The organism is Rhodovulum visakhapatnamense (genome assembly GCF_004365965.1).
Classification (GTDB): domain Bacteria; phylum Pseudomonadota; class Alphaproteobacteria; order Rhodobacterales; family Rhodobacteraceae; genus Rhodovulum; species Rhodovulum visakhapatnamense.
The window spans coordinates 35,063-51,678 of the sequence record NZ_SOEB01000021.1; the positions used below are offsets into that span (position 1 = coordinate 35,063).

Below are 16,616 nucleotides of genomic sequence, written 5' to 3' on the forward strand. Positions count from 1 at the left end.
ATGGCGCTGGCTCTCGACAGACGCCCGCTGGGCAAGACCGGGATCGAGGTCTCGGCGATGGGGATCGGGTCGAGCCCGTTCCGCCACGGGGCCGCGGCCGACTGGGCCGGGCTGCTGGCAGAGGCCTATGACTGCGGCATCACCTATTACGACACCGCGCGCAGCTATGTGAACGGCGAGGCGGTGATCGCCCATCTGCCGCCCCGCGTGCGCGACGGGCTGACCATCGCCACCAAGACCGGCGCGCGGGGCGGGCCGCATTGCCTGCGCGATCTGCAGACCTCGCTTCGGGCCATGGGCCGGGACCATATCGATCTGTGGATGACGCACATGGTCGAGACGATGCGCGAGTATGAGCTTTGCACCGAACTGGGCGGGTTCTGCGATGTCGCGGTCGCGGCCCGGACGGCGGGGTTGGTGCGTGCGACCGGCGCCTCGTTCCATGCCCCGACCGAGGTCATCCTGCGCGCCATCGAGGAGCGCGCCTTCGATGTGGTGATGTTTCCTTTCAACGTGCTTGGCCGCGAGACGGTGTTCGGCGCGCCCATTTCCGACTATCGCGACCGGCTGTTGCCCGCGGCGCGCGCAAACGGTGTCGGCGTCGTGGTGATGAAGGTGCTGGCGGGCGGCGAGATGAAACATGGCGCGCCGCGGCTTGGGTTTCTGGCCGATCCCGCCACCGGTCAGGACACGCTGTCGGGGGCGATCCGCTATGCGCTGATGCAGCCCGGTATCGCGACCGCCGTGCTTGGCATGGCCAGCCGGACCGAGCTGCGCCGGAACCTGGCCGCAGGGATCGGCGTCGGGCCGGACCCCGGGGCCTGCCAGAGGCTTGAGGCCCGGGTGGCGGCGGCCTCTCCCGGCGAATGCACCCGTTGCGCCGCCTGTCTGGGCGTCTGCCCCGAGGGGATCGAAATTCCCAAGGTGTTTCGCCTGCTCGATCAGGACCGCTTTTTCGGCATGACCGGGATCGCTCGGTTCAAATATGCCCGGATGCAGCCCGATGCCTCGGCCTGCGCGCGCTGCGGAAAATGCGCCGAGGTCTGCCCCGAGGATTTCGATATCGCCCGCCTGCTGCATCGTGCGCATGCGCGGTTGACCCAAGCCACCCGTCCAGCCGGTTCCAGACAGACAGAGGAGGAAAATACGCATGGCTGACGAAGTCCAGGGCTTCAAGAAGGTGACTGCCGAGCAGTTGCCCGAGGAGCAGAAGAAGAAGCTCCGCAACGCGCTCCAGCAGGAGCTGGCGGAGGCGATGATCAAGGTCATCCGCGCCGAGCCGCCGCAGGTGGATCTGAGCGAGATCGAAGTGATCCTCAAACCCGGGCAACGGATCGAGGAATGGGATGTGCTCGCCAGTTGCGGAACCTGTGGCACCTGCGGCACTTGCGGGACCTGCGGCACGTGCGGGACGGCGGCGCTGACCGATGACATCCCGATCAACATCGCCCGCGAGCTTGGGGTGCTGCTGCCCAAGCCGCAGGTCGATCTGCTGCGGCTCCATTCCGACATGGAAAAGATGAACTCGATGATCCTGACGCTGGCCAATCGTCGGCAGAAATAGCGGCGCGGATCAGTCGAACGAGGCGAGCGCCGCGTCCAGAACCGGATCGCGGCCCTCGCGCAGATCGACGGCCCCGGGCGCGGCCTCGATGTCGGGGACGAGCCCCGCGCCCTCGATCGGTGTATCGGTGCCGGGCCGCGCATAGCGGGCAACCGGCACGAAAACCCCCAGAAGCGACCGCGGCAGGCGGAACTCGACCGGATCGCCCACGGCGCCGCCGCTTGGGCTGCCGACCAGGGCCGCGCCGGGCAGGGCGGCAAGGGCCGCGGCACAGATCTCGGCGGTCGAGGCGGTGCCCGCGTCGATCAGCAGCCGCAGCCCGGAGGGCTGGGGCGTGGCTTTGGGCGTAAGGATCAGATCCTCGAACCGCCCGAGCTCTCCGCCATAGGGGGCGGGATGGGCATGGCGCATCCAGACCAGCGGCGCACCGGTCAGCCTTGTTGCCAGCATGCGGGCCTGTTCGTCGCGCCCGCCCCCATTGCCGCGCAGGTCGATTGCCAGCCGGTCGCACCCCTCAAGCCCGGCAAGGGCGGCGTCAAGCTGGCGCGCCATCTCGGCATCGCTGATCTGACCCGTCCGGTCGCGACAGGCAAAGCTGCGCACCGTGATCAGCCCGGTCCGGTCGCCAATCCGCCGGGCGCGCACCGCAGGCGGCGGCGGGGCGGCGGGGTCCTGCGTGCGCCACTCGGGCGCAAGCGTCAGATCGTGCCCCCGCGCATCGGTCAGGGTCAGGCATCGGGGCAGGGGGGGCTCGCCCGGCAGGCAGTCGCGGTGCGAGAGGCTTTGCAGGGCAAAGAGGTGCCTCTGCCGGGGCGTCGAGCCGGGGCGCAGCCGGAGGGATGCCAGGACCTTTTCGGCCGGAACGCCGTCGATGGCGGTCAGGAGATCGCCGACCGAGGCCGCCCGATAGGCCGAAATCGCAGGATCGGCCCAGAGAAGCGCCGGGCCTTCGGGCGTGGGCGCGAAGGCCAGCCCCGACTGCCAGCCGGTCTCTGCCCCCATCACGCTGGGTGCCAGTCTCAGGTGACAATCGCCCAGCGCCCAAAGCCCGCCGCGAAGCGCCCGTGCCCCGGCCCAGAGATCGCCCGCAGGCTCGACCGCGCGCAACGCCGAAAACACGGCTCCCGGATCGGTGCCGTCAAGTTCGGCATGACGCGCCCGACCGGCCCACCAGAGCGCGACCGCCCCTTCGAGAAAGTCCAGATCGGCCAGCCAGTCGGATCGCTGATAGGACACGTTCGGCCCCTCCTGCCCGAACGGCGTTTGCTTGATGATGCGGCGCCCGGCCGATCCGGTCCAGCCGAAATGCTGTAACCCTCCTTTCGGTGCCGCCGGGGGGCGGCGAGTGCGAAAGGGGGCCCGCGGTTGACAGGGCGGGATCGGGGCGCGCCACTTGATCCGACTGGCCGGCGGTATCGAGGCGGACAGACCGCGCGCCCCGACCCTGCGAGCAGAGGACCGACGATGCTGCCCCGTGCCTCTTCCTTGCCGCTGCCCTTGCGCCCCTCACGCCACCTGCTGCCGCGCTTGACACTTGCGAGGCGCCGGACCGAGGCCTTCCGGTCCCTGGCGGCGCGCACGATTTTCGAGGCGATGGCCTACCGGGGCAGAGACGCTGCCCGCGCTGAACTGACCCGGATCGCGCTGATCTTCGAGCCCGAAGACGATGCCGACGCCCTGGCCGAAGCCCGAAACCGCGCATGTCACCGAGACCGGGGCCTCTTCTGCGTCGGGCCGTACGGGAGGATGCGGCTGATGGTTCCCGACGAGGGGCCCGCTGCCTGCACTCTGCCGGGCGGGCGGACGCTGACCTGTCAGGGCGTGGTGGCGACCGTCGCCAATCCCGATGCCTTCACCTGCTCGCCTGGCTAGGGCCCCGGGTCCGACGCAACGGCCTCAGAAATCGAGATTGGCGACGCTCAGCGCGTTCTGCTGGATGAAGTCGCGGCGCGGCTCGACCACGTCGCCCATCAGCTTGGTGAAGATGTCGTCGGCCTCGGCCACATCCTCGACCCGCACCTGCAGAAGCGTCCGCGCCTCGGGGTCGAGCGTGGTTTCCCAAAGCTGTTCGGGGTTCATCTCGCCCAGACCCTTGTAGCGTTGCAGCGAGAGGCCCTTTTCACCCTCGCTGAGGATCGCCTGCAACAGTTCGGAAGGCGCATGGATCGGCTGGTCGCGGTCCTTGCGCACGAGCTTGGCGGGACGTTCGTAGACCTCCTGCAGCTTGGCGGTGAAGGTCCCGAGCCGCGCGGCTTCGGCCGAGCGCAGCACCGCACCGTCCAGCACCCGCACCTCTTCGACGCCGCGGACGACGCGCGAGAAGCGCATGCCCTTGTCCTGGGTCGGGCGCCCCTGCCAGCCGCGCTCGTATTCCAGCGCGATCAGGTCGAGCCGCCGGGCGACCGCCTCGGCCGTGCCCTGCAGGTCGGCGTCGATCTGGCCGGGCCGGAAGGCCCCGGCGATGGCGGCCTGTTCGAGGATATGCGCGGGGTAATGGGTCGGGAAGGCCTGCAGGATGCGGCGGACCTGGCGGGCCTCTTCGATGACCCGGGCCAGATCGTTGCCGATCAGGTGCTGGCCGTCGCCCAGCTGCAGCACCGCGCCGTCGATGCCCATCTCGACCAGATAATCCTCAAGCGCGGCCTGATCCTTCAGATAGACCTCGGACTTGCCGCGGGCGACCTTGTAAAGCGGCGGCTGTGCGATGTAGAGGAAGCCCCCCTCGATCACCTTCGGCATCTGCCGGAAGAAGAAGGTGAGCAAGAGCGTCCGGATATGCGCGCCGTCGACATCGGCATCGGTCATGATGACGATCTTGTGGTAGCGCAGCTTCGAGATGTCGAACTCGTCCCGCCCGATGCCGGTGCCGAGCGCGGTGATCAGCGTACCGATCTCCTGGCTGGACAGCATCCGGTCGAAACGGGCGCGTTCGACGTTCAGGATCTTGCCCCGAAGCGGCAGCACCGCCTGATTGGCCCGGGCCCGGCCCTGCTTGGCCGAGCCGCCGGCGCTGTCGCCCTCGACGAGGAAGATTTCGGATTTGGACGGATCGCGTTCCTGGCAATCGGCCAGCTTGCCCGGAAGCGAGGCCACGTCCATCGCCGTCTTGCGCCGGGTCAGTTCGCGCGCCTTGCGTGCCGCCTCGCGGGCCAGCGCCGCCTCGACGATCTTGCCGACGATGTTGCGAGCCTCTTGCGGGTGTTCCTCGAACCATTCGGCGAGCTTTTCGTTCACCAGGCTCTCAACCGCGGGGCGGACCTCGGAACTGACCAGCTTGTCCTTGGTCTGGCTGGAAAATTTCGGATCTGGCACCTTGACCGACAAGACGCAGGTCAGTCCCTCGCGGGCATCGTCGCCGGTAAAGTTGACCTTCTCGCGCTTGGCGATGCCGCTCGACATGGCGTAGTTGTTGATGCTGCGGGTCAGCGCCCCGCGGAAGCCCGCCATATGGGTGCCGCCGTCGCGCTGCGGGATGTTGTTGGTGAAGGGCAGGACGGTCTCGTGATAACTGTCGTTCCACCACATCGCGACCTCGACCGCGATCCCGTCGCGTTCGCCGGTCATGAAGATCGGATCGGGCACCAGCGCGGTCTTGTGGCGGTCGAGATAGCGGACGAATTCGCGCACGCCGCCTTCGTAGAACAGCTCGGACCGCAGCGGCTCGGCGCCGCGTTCGTCTTCCAGCACGATGCGGACGCCGGAATTGAGGAAGGCCAGTTCGCGCAGCCGGTTTTCCAGCGTCTTGAACGAATAGTCGAGATTCGAGAAGGTCGAGGTCGAGGCCAGAAACCGGACCTCGGTGCCGGTGCGCCCGTCCGAGGGACCGACGACGCGCAGATGCTCGGCGGTATCGCCATGCTCGAACCGCGCGTAATGTTCGTGGCCTTCGCGCCAGATCCGCAGTTCCAGCCAGTCCGAAAGCGCGTTCACGACCGACACGCCGACGCCATGCAGCCCGCCCGAGACCTTGTAGGAGTTCTGGTCGAATTTGCCCCCGGCATGCAGCTGGGTCATGATGACCTCGGCCGCCGAGACGCCCTCTTCCTCGTGGATGCCGACCGGAATGCCCCGGCCGTTATCGCTGACCGAGACGCTGGAATCGGCGTGAATCTTCACGGTCACCGCGTCGGCATGGCCGGCCAGAGCCTCGTCGATGCCGTTGTCGACGACCTCATAGACCATGTGGTGCAGACCCGAGCCGTCGTCGGTGTCGCCGATATACATCCCGGGCCGTTTGCGTACCGCCTCCAGGCCCTTGAGAACCTTGATGGAATCGGCGCCATATTCTTCGGCAACCCGTGCGTTTTCGGCCATGTGCTGGATCCTCTGTTCGTCGCCGATCTTATACGGGGTCGTGGTGGGATTGTCACGCAAGAGCCACAATATTTGGTATCAGGCGAAAGGAATGACCAGCCCCACCGCAATCAGCATGCCGCCCGCGATCCGGTTGACCCGCCGCAGCGTCCGGGGCTCGTCCAGTAGCCGCCGCGCGCGGTCGATGAACAGCGCAAGCGTCAGGTTGCCCAGAAACGGCACCAGCACCGAGATCGCCACGATGGCGGCAATGTCGGGACCCTGCAGGCGGTCGATATCGAAGAAGCCCGGCAGGACGCCCATGTAGAACAGGATCGCCTTTGGGTTGCCGAGGATCGCGGCCATCCCCGCCAGGAATCCTGCGATCCGGCCTGGCCGGGTCAGGCGGCTGTCAGCAACGATTCCGCGCCCGGCCTGCAGGATCAGCATGAGCCCCATGGTCAGGAACAGCGCCGAGGCCAGAAGCCGCAGGATCGCCAGCAGTCCTCCGAAGGCCGACACCGCCCAGCCCAGCCCGAAGATGGCAAGCGGCGGCCAGAGTGCGTCGCCCACCATCACGCCTGCCGCCAGTGGCCAGGCGGCGGCGAACCCGCCCGACAGCGCCCGCGCGGTCAGCGCCAGCCAGACCGGCCCCGGCGTCAGAAAGAGGATCAGCACCGCGCCCGCGTATAGCGTCAGGTCGGCGGCGCTGGCTGTCATGATGCGGGCGGGGAGGGGGGCACGGTCAGCCGTCCCTCGGCGTCGAGCGGCCAGAACGGGTTATGCGCCAGCTCCCAGACATGCCCGTCGGGGTCGGCGAAATAGCCCGAATAGCCGCCCCAGAACACCTCTCGGGGCGACTTCAGCGGCTGGGCCCCGGCCGACAGCGCGGCCTCCCAGGCCAAGTCGACCCCGGCGCGGTCGGGAAAGTTCTGCGCCAGCGTCATCGCCCCGGTGCCCAGCTCCGCCTCGGGGCGCCCCTGATCGGCAGCCAGCGCCGCCCGTCCGAAAAGCCCCAGCGCCATTCCATGGAGCTGAAAGACCACGATCCCCGCTTCGGCCTCGGCGGGCCGCCACCCGAGCGCCTCGTAGAACGCGCGGGCGCGGTCAAGATCGTCCACGCCCAGCGTGATCAGGGTGACGCGCTGCGGGGTCACGGGCTGTCCCTCCTCTCGATCCGGCTGGTGCCGCCGGTTTCGGCCACCTCAAGATACTGCGCCCGGCCCCCCAGGTCGGAAAAAAGCTCCGCCCCGGTGCCGGTCATCCAGGCCTGAGCCCCCAGGGCGCAGATTTCGTCGAACAGCGCGGCCCGCCGTCCGGCATCCAGATGCGCCGCCACCTCGTCCAGCAGCAAAAGCGGCGGTGCGCCGAAATCCTGCGCCAGCGCCCGCGCATTGGCAAGGATCAGCGCGATCAGCAACGCCTTCTGTTCGCCCGTCGAACAGTGCCGCGCCGCGACCCCCTTGGTGGTGAAGACCGCCTCGAGATCGGCGCGGTGCGGCCCGGCCAGCGTCCGCCCCGCCGCCATGTCGCGGCCCCGACCCGCGGCCAGCGCCCCGGCCAGGGATTCGGGGTCTTCGGGGTCGGCGCCCTCGGGACCCGCCAGTGCCAGCGCCGCGGCGGGAAAGGCGGTTTCGGCCTCGGCCTGCGCGGCGTCGAGCCGGGCCAGCGCCGCCCGCCGGTTGGCGCCCAGCACCGCCCCGGCCTCGGCCATCTGCGCCTCGAGCGCGCCGAACCAGTGGGGGTCGCGCACCTCGTCCTTCAGCAGGCGGTTGCGCTCGCGCATCGCCTTTTCATAAGCCAGCGCCGCCTCGGCATGGCCGGGTTCGAAGCTTAGCGCGATCCGGTCCAGAAACCGCCGCCGCCCCTCGGCCCCCTCGATCCAGAGCCGGTCCATCGACGGCACCAGCCACAGGATTCGCGCGATCCGCGCCAGGGCCACCTGCGCGGCCGCCTTGCCGTCAAGCCGTACCTGCCGCGTGCCGCCCGGCTCGGCCCAGGTCTCGATCTCGTGAACCGCCACCGGTCCGGCCAGCACCGCCCCGACCTTCCAGCCAAGCTGCCCCGGTGCCCGTGCCAGATCTTCGGCCCCGGCCCGGCGCAGGCCCCGGCCGGGCGACATCAGCGATACTGCTTCCAGAAGATTGGTCTTGCCCGCCCCGTTCGCGCCAAAGACGGCGATCGGCCGCCCGTCAAGCGCCAGACGCGTCCGCTCATGCGAGCGGAACTGCGAAAGGGTCAGCTCTGTCAGCGAGAGCCCGGGCACGGCTTGCCCTTCTTGTTGGCGAAAATACCCGCGCCGCAGGCCGCCCGGCATCTGCCGGGCTCCGCTTCGCTCACCGGGTCTCAGACCCGCATCGGCATAACGACATAGACCGCCGAGGCATCGTCGCCCTCGCGCATCAGGGTCGGATCGCCGGACGAGTTGAACAGGAAGACCGCATTCTCGCGATCGACCTGACCGGCAATTTCCAGCAGGTATTTCGCGTTGAACCCGATCTCGAGCCGCTCGTCGCCATAGGCCACGGCCAGCTCTTCCTCGGCGGCGCCGCTGTCGGGCGAGGTGACCGACAGCGTCAGCCGGTCTTCTTCCAGCGCCAGCTTGACCGCGCGCGAGCGTTCGGAACTGACCGTCGCCACCCGGTCGACCGCCTGGGCGAATTCGGCCGCGTCGACCTCGAGCCGCCGGGCATTGTTCATCGGGATCACCCGCGAGTAATCCGGGAAGGTGCCGTCGATGACCTTCGAGGTCAGGGTAATTTCGGGCGTGGCAAAGCGCACCTTGGTTTCGCTGACCGAGACCGCGATGTCGATGTCGTCATCGTCCAGAAGCTTGCGCAACTCGCCCACGGTCTTGCGCGGGACGATCACGCCGGGCATGGTTTCGGCGCCCGCGGGCAGGGCAGCGTCGATCCGCGCGAGCCTGTGGCCGTCGGTTGCGACGCAGCGCAGCACCTGCCCGTCCTCGCCGGTCGCCACATGCATGTAGATGCCGTTCAGGTAATAGCGGGTCTCTTCGGTCGAGATCGCGAATTTCGACTTGTCGAACAGCCGGCGCAGCACCGGCGCCTTGGCGGTGAAGTTCGAGCTGTATTCCGACGAGGCCATCACCGGGAAATCCTCGCGCGGCAGCGTCGCCAGATTGAAATGGGACTTGCCGGCATTGACCGTCAGCCGCCCCGAGGCGCCGTCATCCGACAGCTCGACCAGCGCGCCATCGGGCAACTTGCGGACGATTTCGTGCAGCGTGACCGCAGGCACGGTGGTCGCGCCCGCGCGTTCGACCGTCGCCGGGGCCTTGTCCACGACCTCGATATCGAGATCGGTGGCGCGGAAGCTGACGCTTGCCCCCTCGGCTTCGATCAGGACGTTGGCGAGGATCGGAATGGTGTTGCGCCGCTCGACCACCGACTGCGCCTGGCCCACCGCCTTGAGAAGTGTGCCGCGTTCGATGCTGAATTTCATGCCCCTCGCTCCTCTTGCGCCCGGGAGGCGAACCCTAACGGTTTCGCCCCCCCGCTCAAGCGTTTTGTTGGACTGTCCGAGACTTTCACAAGGGCGTCAAGGGGCGCCCTGGGCCGGGGCCGATCAGGCCTCCAGCATGCGGCGCAAAAGCTCCAGATCCTCTTCGATCTGGCTGTCCTTTCCGCGCAGCTCCTCGATGCGCTTGACCGCATGCATGACCGTGGTGTGGTCGCGCCCGCCAAAGCGGCGCCCGATTTCAGGCAGGCTGCGCTGGGTCAGCTGCTTGGAGAGATACATCGCGATCTGGCGCGGACGGGCGATGGTGCGGTGCCGCTTGGGGCCGACCATGTCGCTGAGCCGCATGTTGTAATGCTCGCTGACCTTGCGCTGGATCTCCTCGATGGTGACCTTGCGGTCCGAGGCGCGCAGGATGTCGGCCAGGCAATCCTGGGCCAGATCCAGCGTGATCTCCTTGCCGACCAGCGAGGCAAAGGCGAAAAGCCGGGTCAGCGCGCCTTCCAGCACACGGACATTGGTGGTGATCCGGTGGGCGAGAAATTCCAGCACGCCGCCCGCGATCACCAGACCCGGATATTGCATCCGGTACAGCTCGACCTTCTGCTGCAGGATGCCGAGGCGCAATTCGTAGTCGGTCGGGTGCAGGTCGACCACCAGCCCGCATTGCAGGCGGCTGCGGATCCGGTCTTCCAGATCCTTGATCTCGCCCGGCGCACGGTCGGCCGAAATCACGATCTGCTTGTTCTGGTCCACGAGCGCGTTGAAGGTGTGGAAGAACTCTTCCTGGGTGCTGTCCTTGCCGGCGATGAACTGGACGTCATCGACCATCAGCACGTCGACCGAGCGGAACAGCGACTTGAAGCCCATCATGTCGCGTTCGCGCAGCGCCTGCACGAAGCGGTACATGAACTGTTCGGCCGACAGATAGACCACCTTCTTTTCCGGCGCCCGGTGCAGCAGATCCCAGGCGATGGCATGCATCAGGTGGGTCTTGCCCAGACCCACGCCGCCGTAAAGGAACAGCGGGTTGAACGCGACCGGACCGCCCTCGGCCACGCGGCGCGCGGCGGCATGGGCCAACTCGTTCGGCTTGCCGGTGACGAAGCTGTCGAAGGTGAAGCGCGCGTCCAGCGGCGCGCCCGGCATGTCGTCCTCGTCGCGCCGCTCGGCCGCGGCGGCGCGGCGCGGTTGCGCCGCTGGGGCGGGCTCTGCCGGTTTCTGGGCCGCGACCGCGAATTCCAGCCGGTCCACATCGACACCGCTGCGGGTCAGATGTTCGAGGATCTTGTCGCCGAAGTTACGGTTGACCCAGTCGCCGACAAAGCTGGTGGGGACACCGAACCGCGCCACCCCGTCTTCGAGGGCGCGGAATTCCAAGGGAGCGATCCAGGTTACGAAGTTGTTCTTGCCGATCGATTTCTCCAGATCATCTCGAATGCGTCCCCAGGTGTCGTCTGTCATCTTCTCTTGCCCGCTCTTAGCCGATCCCGCAAAACCGGACAGCCCGAGAGACGCTCCGTCATGGAGCGGCCGTCGGAACCCCGGTGCGCATCGAAACGGGAGAAGACCCTTTCGGCAAAAGCGACACTTCCATTGCCGGGCTCCGCCATCGCGGCACCCGGGTGTCCCCAAGTCGCTTTGCCTCTCACGGTCCTTTGGACATGACACAAAACCCTACGGACAGAGCCAGGCTCCGTCAGGCTCGCAGCAGCGTTCGGTCAGAGCGCATCCCCTGAATATACGCCCTGTCCGGCAAGCCCCCCCTCGATCGTCTCTCATGCCGGCTCTGGCCGGATAAAAAGCAGATCGTGGCGCGGGTCTTTCCGCGTCATGCCCCCCCAAGTCGATGTGAATCGCCTAGAGACGGTAGACCGGGGGTCGTGAGGGGTGCAACAGAACTTCGGCCTTGACGGCGAGCATGCGCGGAACGAATCCAGAGCGTGTTGCCGCAGGCCCATAGAGGCCGGGGAGGGAGCCCAAATAGCGAAGGGCGCAGCCTTGCGACCGCGCCCTTCGGAGCCCTTGTTTTTATGGCGGAATCAGCCCCGGATCAGGCGTTCAGCGCCTTCACCCGCGAGGCCAGTCGCGACATTTTCCGGGCCGCCGTGTTCTTGTGAACGACGCCCTTCGTGACGCCGCGCATCAGCTCGGGTTGGGCCTGACGAAGGGCGGCCGCAGCGGCATCCTGATCGCCCGAGGCGATGGCCTCTTCGACCTTCCGCAGGAAAGTGCGGATGCGCGAGCGACGCGCCTTGTTCACGGCATAGCGGCGCTCGTTCTGGCGGGCGCGCTTCTTGGCTTGGGGCGAATTGGCCATGTGGTCCTTTTCCCTTTTCCGGGTCTCGTGGTCAAAATCTCTCGCGCAACGAGTCCCCGGCCGGGTTTCGATGCCACCGGCTGATTCCGGCCAAAGCGGGCCTCACACGCATGTAAGGCGCGGCTTATAGTCGGGCTTGCCGGAAAAGGAAACCGGAAAATGCGCAGGCCCGGCGCCGCGCGTCACTTGTCGCGGAACTGGGGCTCGCGCTTCTCGACGAAGGCCTGCATGCCCTCGGCCCGGTCCTCGGTCGCGAACATCATGTGGAACATCCGCCGCTCGAACAGCAGCCCCTCGCGGAGCGTCGTCTCGAAGCTGCGGTTGACGCATTCCTTGACCGCCATCGTGGTCAGCGCCGATTTCTCGGCGATCTTCTGCGCCGCGGCCATCGCCTCTTCGATCAGCTTCTTGGCAGGGACGACGCGGCTGACGAGCCCCGCGCGCTCGGCCTCTTCGGCATCCATGAAGCGGCCCGTGAGGTGCATGTCCATCGCCTTAGACTTGCCGACGGCGCGGGTCAGGCGCTGGGTGCCGCCGATCCCGGCAACAACGCCGAGGTTAATCTCTGGCTGTCCGAATTTAGCGGTGTCGGCGGCAATGATGAAGTCGCACAGCATCGCCAGTTCGCAGCCGCCGCCCAGAGCATAGCCCGCCACGGCCGCGATGATCGGCTTGCGGCAGGCCAGCAGGCGTTCCGTCTCGGGGGTGAAGAGGTCGCCCGCGAAGACGTCGACGAAGCTCTTCTCGCTCATCTCCCGGACGTCGGCACCGGCGGCGAAGGCCTTTTCGGACCCCGTCAGAACGATGCAGCGGACCTTTTCATTGGCATTGGCCTCGCTTACCGCGTCGGCCAGCTCGCCCATCAGCTCGCCGTTCAGCGCGTTCAGCGCCTCGGGCCGGTTCAGGCGGACCAGTGCTACGTGGTCCTCGATCTCGACGATCAGCGTCTTGTAAGCCATGGACTGTCGGCCTCCGTTCGGTTCGAGCCCGAGTCCTTAACAGTCTCGGGCCTGCGATCAAGCTATCTTTGGCATTGCGGACAGTAGAATGTCGACCGCCCCGACTGGACGACTCGGCGAATGGTGCCGGGGCATCCGGGGGTGGGGCAGGGCTTGCCCTCGCGTCCATAGACGCGGAAATTGTGCTGGAAGTAGCCCAGTTCGCCATCGGCCTGGCGATAGTCCCGAAGGCTCGAGCCACCCGCCTCGATGGCTTCGGCCAGAACCGTCCGGGTCGCCGGAACAAGGATCGCCAGCCGGGCTGCGGCAATTCGGCCCGCCTGACGCAAGGGCAAAATCCCGGCCCGGTGCAGCGCCTCGCAGACATAGATATTGCCAAGCCCCGCGACCACACGCTGATCGAGCAGCGCAGCCTTGATCGGCGTTTGCCGCCCGCCGAGCCGCCCGATCAGGTAAAGCTCATGAAAGCCGTTGCCCAGCGGTTCGGGGCCAAGTCCGGCCAGCAGCCGGTGACAATCCAGCGCGGTGGTGGCGGTCAAATCCATGGCGCCGAAGCGGCGGGGGTCGTTGAAGGTGATCCGTGCGCCGCCCTCGATCTCGAACACGACATGATCGTGCTTCTGCGGCGCCGGATGGTCATGGACAAAGTGGCCCAGCGTGACCCCCGAGACCAGGATCCGGCCCGACATGCCCAGATGCACGATCAGCGTCTCGCCGGTCGAAAGCTCGGCAAGCAGGTATTTCGAGCGCCGCCCGAGCCGCAGCACCCGTGCCCCGGTCAGCCGCTCGGCCATGCGCTCGGGCAGGGGCCAGCGCAGGTCGGGGCGGTTGAGATGCGTCGCGAGGATGGTGCGACCTTCCAGCACGGGGACCAGGCCGCGACGCACTGTCTCTACCTCTGGCAATTCCGGCATCGGACCTTCACTTCATGGCAGAACGGATTGTAGTCCCCGCAGAGCGCCCTATAAGAAGGGCCGGACAAATGAACGGCAAGGCCCCATGACCGAGAGTGCCCAGAAAACCACCCATTTCGGGTTCCAGACCGTCGCCGAAGAAGAAAAGGCGGGGCTCGTGCACGGGGTCTTCACCCGCGTCGCCTCGCGTTACGACCTGATGAACGACCTGATGTCGGGCGGCATCCACCGGGTCTGGAAGGACGCGATGATGGACTGGCTCGCGCCGCAGCCGCATCAGCGGCTTCTGGACGTGGCGGGCGGCACCGGCGACATCGCCTTCCGGTTCCTCGGCCGCGCGCCCGGCGCGACGGCGGTAGTCTGCGACATGACGGAATCGATGCTGGTCGAGGGCCGCAAGCGGGCCGAGGCCGACAACCTCGCCGCCAGTCTCGACTGGGTGGTGGGCGACGGCATGGCGCTGCCCTTCGCCGATAACAGCTTCGATGTCTTCACCAATTCCTTCGGCACGCGGAACATCACCCGCATTCAGGATGCGCTGAACGAGGCCTACCGGGTGCTGAAACCCGGCGGGCGGATGATGATCCTCGAGTTCAGCCAGATGCCGAACCCGCTGCTGCAATGGGCCTATGACCGGTATTCGTTCAACGTGATCCCGCCGCTGGGCCAGTTCGTGGTCAATGACCGCGACAGCTATCAGTACCTGGTGGAATCGATCCGCAAGTTCCCCGATCAGGAAACCTTCGCCGGGATGATCCGGACCGCCGGGTTCGAGCAGGTAAGCTACCGCAACCTGTCGATGGGCATCGCGGCGCTGCATTCGGGCTGGAAGATCTAGGTGCGCGGGCCTCACAACATCTGGCGGCTGGTGCAGACACTGGCCACCATGGAGCGCACCGGTGCGAACCGCTTTGTGCTGGAGCAACTTGGGGCGCCCGCCAGTGTCCGCGCCGCGGCGCGGGTCATGGGCTGGCCGTTCAAGGTGCTGGGCGAGAAGGGCGATCCGGCGCTGCCGCCCGCGACCCGGGCGATCACCGCGCTGGGCCCGGCCTATATCAAGTTCGGCCAGATCCTCTCGACCCGGCCGGATGTGGTGGGCGACGAACTGGCGGTGCAGCTTCGGGTCCTGCAGGACAAGCTGCCGCCCTTCCCGACAGAGATCGCCAAGGAAACCATCGCCCAAGAGTTGGGCCAGCCTGCCGACGAGCTGTTCTCGGAATTCTCCGAGCCGATCGCTGCCGCGTCTATCGCCCAGGTGCACCGGGCGCGGATCGCCCGGACCGGCGAGCTGGTGGCGGTCAAGGTGCTGCGGCCCGGGGTCGAGCGTAACTTCCGCAAGGATATCGACGCCTTCTATTTCGCCGCCTCGACCATCGAACTGTTGGCGCCGTTCTCGCGTCGGCTGCGCCCGACCGATGTGATCGCCCATTTCGACGGGGTGGTGACGGGCGAGCTGGACCTGCGGATCGAGACTGCCCAGGCGGCCGAATTCGCCGCCAATACCGAGAACGACAAGGGCTTTACCGTGCCCCGGGTGATCTGGCCGCTGTCCTCGAAGCGGGTCATGACCATGTCCTGGTGCGAGGGCGTGCCGATCGGCGACAACGCCGCTCTGGACGCTGCGGGTCATGACCGCCGAGTGATTGGGGAGCGCGTGCTGTCGATGTTCCTGCGCCATGCGCTGCGCGACGGCTATTTCCATGCCGACATGCACCAGGGCAACATGAAGGTCGGTGCGAACGGCGACATCCAGTGCTTCGATTTCGGCATCATGGGCCGGATCGACGAATATACCCGCCGGGTCTATGCCGAGATCCTGTACGGGTTCATCCGCCGCGATTACCGCCGGGTGGCCGAGGTGCATTTCGAGGCGGGCTACGTGCCCGCCGACCGCGAGATCGACGAATTCGCCCAAGCCCTGCGGTCGGTCGGCGAGCCGATCTTCGGCATGGACGCGACCCATATCTCGATGGCGAAGCTCCTGGCCTATCTGTTCGAGGTGACCGAGCGGTTCGGCATGGCGACCCGGACCGAGCTGATCCTGTTGCAGCGGACCATGGTCGTGGTCGAGGGCGTGGCGCGCTCGCTCAACCCGTCGATCAACATCTGGGAAGTCGCCCGGCCGATCGTCGAGGAATACATCAAGGAGAACATCGGGCCAAAGGCGGTGGTCCGCGATCTCAGCCGCACCGTGCGGGTGTTGTCGCGCTTCGGGCCTCGGCTGCCGGAACTGGCCGAAGCCGCGCTGATCCGCCAGTCGCAGTCCGAGGCTGCGCGACCGCCGCGTCCCTGGCTGCAGCCACTGCTATGGATGGGCGCCGGCGCCGCGCTGACCTGGATCGGCGCCGGATTGGCCCTGCTGCTGCTGTCCTGAAACCCGTCAGGCGGCCCGTGAGGGCCGCCTTCGCGGCGATCAGACCGGATCGCGCAGTGCCGAAACCTCCGACGCCTTGACGATGGTGCCGCTGTCGAAGACGATGCTGATCTCACCCTCGTTGGTGCGGACTTCCGCGATCTGGGCATAGATCCGGGCCTGGGCCTCTGACAGTTTGCTGCCATCCTCGGCATAGCTTTCCACGATGAAATCGTAGAGCCCTGCCTCGTGGTCCTCGCCGCCGGACCAGAGTATGGTCTTGGTGTCGGGGGGGATGGGCTCGGACTGCACGATGGCGCCGGTGTCATCGCGCACCACAAGCTTGGCAGTCGAAGCGTCCTTGTCGATCTCCGGGAAAACCGTGACGGGCGTCACTCCGTCATAGTTCGCGGGAACAGCGGCCTGGCCTTCCATTCCGACCCAGGATCCGTATTGGGACAGGCCACCGCCGCCCAGATTGGCCGAGAGGGCCTTGAGCAATTCGTTGGTCTGCACCTGCTGTTCGACCCCCGAGAAGGTCGCGATCTGCAGCGCATAATCCGACGATTCCATCGGGTTCAGAGGGTCCTGATTCTCGAGTTGCGTGGTCAGCATGCGCAGGAAGGTTTCGAAGTCGCTGCTGATCATCGTCTTCGAGTTGCCGCTGGTCGAAGCGGAGGACGAGTTCGTGGCGGCGCTGGCGGCGGAGGAGACGCTGTCAACCATGGTAAAT

16 protein-coding genes are annotated in these 16,616 nt (G+C 67.0%); 5 read left to right on the forward strand and 11 right to left on the reverse strand.

What is annotated here, in order from left to right; translation table 11 throughout:
• Both EV657_RS16235 and EV657_RS16240 read left to right on the forward strand, forming a co-directional pair.
• Positions 1-1,158, forward strand: coding sequence for an aldo/keto reductase (locus tag EV657_RS16235; RefSeq protein ID WP_166673723.1), 1,158 nt, complete (start codon positions 1-3; stop codon positions 1,156-1,158).
• Positions 1,151-1,564 (forward strand): hypothetical protein, encoded by a 414-nt coding sequence (locus EV657_RS16240; RefSeq protein ID WP_113670930.1) that lies wholly within the window; start codon positions 1,151-1,153, stop codon positions 1,562-1,564. Before EV657_RS16235 ends, EV657_RS16240 begins: the two co-directional genes overlap by 8 nt.
• 9 nt (positions 1,565-1,573) lie before the next feature.
• Here EV657_RS16240 and EV657_RS16245 read toward each other — a convergent pair whose 3' ends face one another.
• Positions 1,574-2,800: a S41 family peptidase gene (locus EV657_RS16245; RefSeq protein ID WP_134078895.1), complete on the reverse strand. Its 1,227-nt coding sequence runs from the start codon at positions 2,798-2,800 to the stop codon at positions 1,574-1,576.
• 228 nt (positions 2,801-3,028) lie between these two features.
• On the opposite strand from EV657_RS16245, the gene EV657_RS16250 reads away from it, so the two are divergent.
• Positions 3,029-3,436, forward strand: coding sequence for a hypothetical protein (locus EV657_RS16250; protein WP_134078897.1), 408 nt, complete (start codon positions 3,029-3,031; stop codon positions 3,434-3,436).
• 24 nt (positions 3,437-3,460) lie between these two features.
• Here EV657_RS16250 and gyrB read toward each other — a convergent pair whose 3' ends face one another.
• The 9 genes from gyrB to mutM form a co-directional block, all read right to left on the reverse strand.
• On the reverse strand, positions 3,461-5,878 hold the full coding sequence (gene gyrB / locus EV657_RS16255) for a DNA topoisomerase (ATP-hydrolyzing) subunit B (RefSeq protein WP_075784546.1): 2,418 nt from the start codon (positions 5,876-5,878) through the stop codon (positions 3,461-3,463).
• Between the two features lie 78 nt (positions 5,879-5,956).
• Entirely contained in the window at positions 5,957-6,577 is a 621-nt protein-coding gene (locus EV657_RS16260) for a LysE family translocator (RefSeq protein ID WP_075784547.1), read from the reverse strand.
• On the reverse strand, positions 6,574-7,014 hold the full coding sequence (locus tag EV657_RS16265) for a VOC family protein (RefSeq protein WP_075784548.1): 441 nt from the start codon (positions 7,012-7,014) through the stop codon (positions 6,574-6,576). Before EV657_RS16265 ends, EV657_RS16260 begins: the two co-directional genes overlap by 4 nt.
• A complete protein-coding gene (gene recF / locus EV657_RS16270; protein ID WP_113670995.1) occupies positions 7,011-8,123 on the reverse strand; it encodes a DNA replication/repair protein RecF in 1,113 nt (370 codons plus the stop codon). The genes EV657_RS16265 and recF overlap by 4 nt, the downstream gene beginning before the upstream one ends.
• Positions 8,124-8,203: 80 nt before the next feature.
• Complete coding sequence (dnaN, locus tag EV657_RS16275; RefSeq protein WP_134078899.1) at positions 8,204-9,322, reverse strand: DNA polymerase III subunit beta; 1,119 nt, start codon at positions 9,320-9,322, stop codon at positions 8,204-8,206.
• Positions 9,323-9,445: 123 nt separating this feature from the next.
• Positions 9,446-10,801 (reverse strand): chromosomal replication initiator protein DnaA, encoded by a 1,356-nt coding sequence (dnaA, locus tag EV657_RS16280; protein ID WP_075784550.1) that lies wholly within the window; start codon positions 10,799-10,801, stop codon positions 9,446-9,448.
• 589 nt (positions 10,802-11,390) lie between these two features.
• A complete protein-coding gene (gene rpsT / locus EV657_RS16285; protein WP_075784551.1) occupies positions 11,391-11,657 on the reverse strand; it encodes a 30S ribosomal protein S20 in 267 nt (88 codons plus the stop codon).
• Between the two features lie 182 nt (positions 11,658-11,839).
• Positions 11,840-12,616 carry an enoyl-CoA hydratase gene (locus EV657_RS16290; RefSeq protein WP_075784552.1) on the reverse strand — a complete coding sequence of 259 codons (777 nt, stop codon included), beginning with the start codon at positions 12,614-12,616 and terminating at the stop codon, positions 11,840-11,842.
• A 62-nt stretch (positions 12,617-12,678) separates the two neighbouring features.
• Entirely contained in the window at positions 12,679-13,530 is an 852-nt protein-coding gene (gene mutM, locus EV657_RS16295; protein ID WP_134078901.1) for a bifunctional DNA-formamidopyrimidine glycosylase/DNA-(apurinic or apyrimidinic site) lyase, read from the reverse strand.
• Between the two features lie 85 nt (positions 13,531-13,615).
• Here mutM and ubiE point away from each other — a divergent pair, with 85 nt between their 5' ends.
• A complete protein-coding gene (gene ubiE / locus EV657_RS16300; RefSeq protein ID WP_075784554.1) occupies positions 13,616-14,368 on the forward strand; it encodes a bifunctional demethylmenaquinone methyltransferase/2-methoxy-6-polyprenyl-1,4-benzoquinol methylase UbiE in 753 nt (250 codons plus the stop codon).
• A complete protein-coding gene (gene ubiB, locus EV657_RS16305) occupies positions 14,369-15,904 on the forward strand; it encodes a 2-polyprenylphenol 6-hydroxylase (RefSeq protein ID WP_113670926.1) in 1,536 nt (511 codons plus the stop codon). It abuts the gene before it with no gap.
• Between the two features lie 39 nt (positions 15,905-15,943).
• On the opposite strand, the gene EV657_RS16310 is transcribed toward ubiB, so the two are convergent.
• Positions 15,944-16,609 carry a flagellar hook capping FlgD N-terminal domain-containing protein gene (locus EV657_RS16310; RefSeq protein ID WP_075784556.1) on the reverse strand — a complete coding sequence of 222 codons (666 nt, stop codon included), beginning with the start codon at positions 16,607-16,609 and terminating at the stop codon, positions 15,944-15,946.
• Positions 16,610-16,616: the final 7 nt, after the last annotated feature.